At 44.1% G+C, this 2,513-nt stretch carries 4 protein-coding genes; all 4 read right to left on the bottom strand.

The genetic code is table 11. The annotated features are described in order from the left end of the window. Window positions 1-311 (bottom strand): DNA repair protein RecO (recO, locus tag B3182_RS14310; protein ID WP_292753228.1); only part of this gene is annotated, 311 nt, incomplete at its 3' end. A 12-nt stretch (window positions 312-323) separates the two neighbouring features. Further along, window positions 324-1,229 (bottom strand): GTPase Era, encoded by a 906-nt coding sequence (gene era, locus B3182_RS14305; RefSeq protein WP_292355516.1) that lies wholly within the window; start codon window positions 1,227-1,229, stop codon window positions 324-326. Next, a complete protein-coding gene (rnc, locus tag B3182_RS14300) occupies window positions 1,226-1,909 on the bottom strand; it encodes a ribonuclease III (protein ID WP_292355514.1) in 684 nt (227 codons plus the stop codon). Before rnc ends, era begins: the two co-directional genes overlap by 4 nt. Next, on the bottom strand, window positions 1,906-2,292 hold the full coding sequence (locus tag B3182_RS14295; protein WP_292355512.1) for a DUF4845 domain-containing protein: 387 nt from the start codon (window positions 2,290-2,292) through the stop codon (window positions 1,906-1,908). The genes rnc and B3182_RS14295 overlap by 4 nt, the downstream gene beginning before the upstream one ends. Between the last annotated feature and the right edge of the window lie 221 nt (window positions 2,293-2,513).

The raw sequence follows: 2,513 nt of genomic DNA, 5'->3' as shown, positions 1-2,513 counted from the left end.
GCTTGCTGCTGGGTTAACAATCTGACTAATAATTCATTGATATAAAGACCGCATAAAGCAGCATGACCCTGCAACCAATAAGGTGCGCTGGTCGTTTCAATTTTGCTTATTGTCAGTAAGTCACCTCTTCCAAACCAGTTTACCCAAAGCGGTTGGAATAATTGGAGTGGGTTATTGTGACGGCGTTTGTTTTGGCGCATGCCGCGGGCTACCAAGCTTAATCGACCATAATCTTCAGTAAATACATCCAGCAAAAAACTGGTTTCCCGATAAGGACGTTGGTGTAAAACAAATGCCTGGGTGAATTCCACCGTAATGCCTAATCAGAGATCGTCGTTATAGCCCAGATTTCTGAGCATGCGCTCGTTATCAGACCAGCCCTCACGCACTTTGACCCATAATTGTAAGAACACCTTACAGTCAAATAACTTTTCCATATCTTCGCGGGCATCTTTACCGACTTGCTTGAGCAACTCACCTTTTTTGCCAATAACAATGGATTTCTGACCACTGCGTTCTACATAGATAACAGCGCTGATACGGTACATGCCGTTATCATCTTCAAACTGTTCGATATCTACAGTTAGTGAATACGGCAATTCCTGGCCTAAATGACGGAACAGTTTTTCACGAACCATTTCAGCGGCCAGAAAACGTGAGCTACGGTCGGTGAGCTGATCTTCATCAAAGATCATCTCGCCTTCTGGCATTAATTTATATATCGATTCTTCAAGAGATTCCAGATTGATGCCTTTGCGGGCTGATAATGGCACGATATCAGTAAATTTAAACAATGCAGCAAGCTTTTCTACCTGTGGAAACAAAGTAGCTTTATCTTCCAGTTTATCTATTTTGTTCATCACCAAAATGACTGGCTTGCTGGTCCCCTGCAGTTTTTGCAAAACCCGCTCATCTTCCTCAGTCCATTTCATACCTTCGATTACAAACACCACCACATCCACATCTTCAACGGAAGCGGCTGCAGCACGGTTCATATAGCGATTCATGGCCCGTTTGCCATCACTGTGGATACCAGGTGTATCAACGTAAATGAACTGTCCCAATTCCGAGGTTTTAATCCCCAGAATGCGGTGACGGGTGGTTTGCGGGCGACGCGAGGTAATACATAACTTTTGACCCAACACCCGATTAATCAGGGTGGATTTGCCGACATTGGGACGGCCTATAATGGCTACATAGCCACTGCGAAAAGCAGGTTGATCATTCATAATTTTGACTCGATTAGCGTCAGGGCGCGTTCAGCGGCTTTTTTCTCAGCCTTACGATGACTGCTTCCCTGAGCCACCACTAATTTATTCAGCAAACTTACCTGACAAGAGGCTTCAAAAACAGGCTGTTTATCAGCGGATTCAATTTCTCTCACACTGTATAGCGGCAAAGGTAATTTGCGGCTTTGTAGTAATTCCTGCAAGCGGGTTTTGGGATCTTTTATGGTTTCAGTAACATCAATAGAATCCAGCCGTTCATCATAAAGACGCAGAATCAACGGCTTGACGATATCAATGCCACTATCCAGAAACAGTGCACCTAGAATGGCTTCTAAGGCATCGGCCAGAATTGACTCACGGCGGAAACCACCACTCTTCAATTCCCCCTGTCCGAGGATTAACACATCACCCAATTTGAGTTCACGGGCTATTTCCGCCAGGGTTTCCCCTTTCACCAGGCTGGCACGCAGGCGACTCATCTTGCCTTCCTTGGCTTGGGGAAAACGATTAAACAGTTCTTCGGCAATCACGAAACTCAAAATCGCATCGCCCAGAAATTCCAGCCGTTCATTATTTTTTGGATCAGCACTGCGATGTGTCAGTGCCTGCAATAACAATGTTTCATTTTTAAATTGAATGCCAAGTTGCTGGCAGAGTTTTTTCTGTTTGATGCTTGTCATCGATTTGTCGGTTCCGGTTCCACATCCACTTCTGTCACAAAATGCCCAACTAAATCAATGTGGGCAAAAAACGGCTTCCGCACTTCATAATCAAGCACTATTTTGGTGACATAGGCATTGCTTCTGCCACGGAATAATTCGATATTTTCTTTTTTCACACTGGAGATATAACCGGTATTAAACCTTTTACTCAGTAGTAACATTACTTGTTGATTGCTCAGCTTATTGTTTTTTAATTCGGTTTCCATAGACTTCATGATTTGCAAAACACCATAGTATTCCTGGTACATCGGTACCAATCGCATGGTTAAAGTGGCAAAAAATGCGATGATTGCCAGTACTATCACCCAACTGATTAGTGTCATTCCCTGTTGTTTTTTCATGATGCACTCCTAGGTCTTGTTTATCTTTCACATCCACCACTGCTGGCGACTATTTTTGTATCCACCAAGGCCGAAAGCACGCAATGTTGCCTTCCGTCATAAGTTATTCACAACGCAGTCGGACGCAAAAATAGTCCCAGCCCTTTGGGTTGTGACTGAAAAAGCGTCACTCTGCGTTACTCGTCGCTTATTTAGAATAACTAAAAGGCGCTCCTCGTGCC

This window comes from Methylophaga sp. UBA4204 (assembly GCF_002379485.1).
Classification (GTDB): Bacteria; Pseudomonadota; Gammaproteobacteria; order Nitrosococcales; family Methylophagaceae; genus Methylophaga.
Note: the sequence above shows the minus strand (reverse complement) of the source record. Positions and strands in the feature narration are given on the sequence as shown.

Coding starts and splice junctions, on each gene's coding strand:
- era (WP_292355516.1), bottom strand. CDS start 1,229: ATGAATGATCAACCTGCTTTTCGCAGTGGCTATGTAGCCATTATAGGC.
- rnc (WP_292355514.1), bottom strand. CDS start 1,909: ATGACAAGCATCAAACAGAAAAAACTCTGCCAGCAACTTGGCATTCAA.
- B3182_RS14295 (WP_292355512.1), bottom strand. CDS start 2,292: ATGAAAAAACAACAGGGAATGACACTAATCAGTTGGGTGATAGTACTG.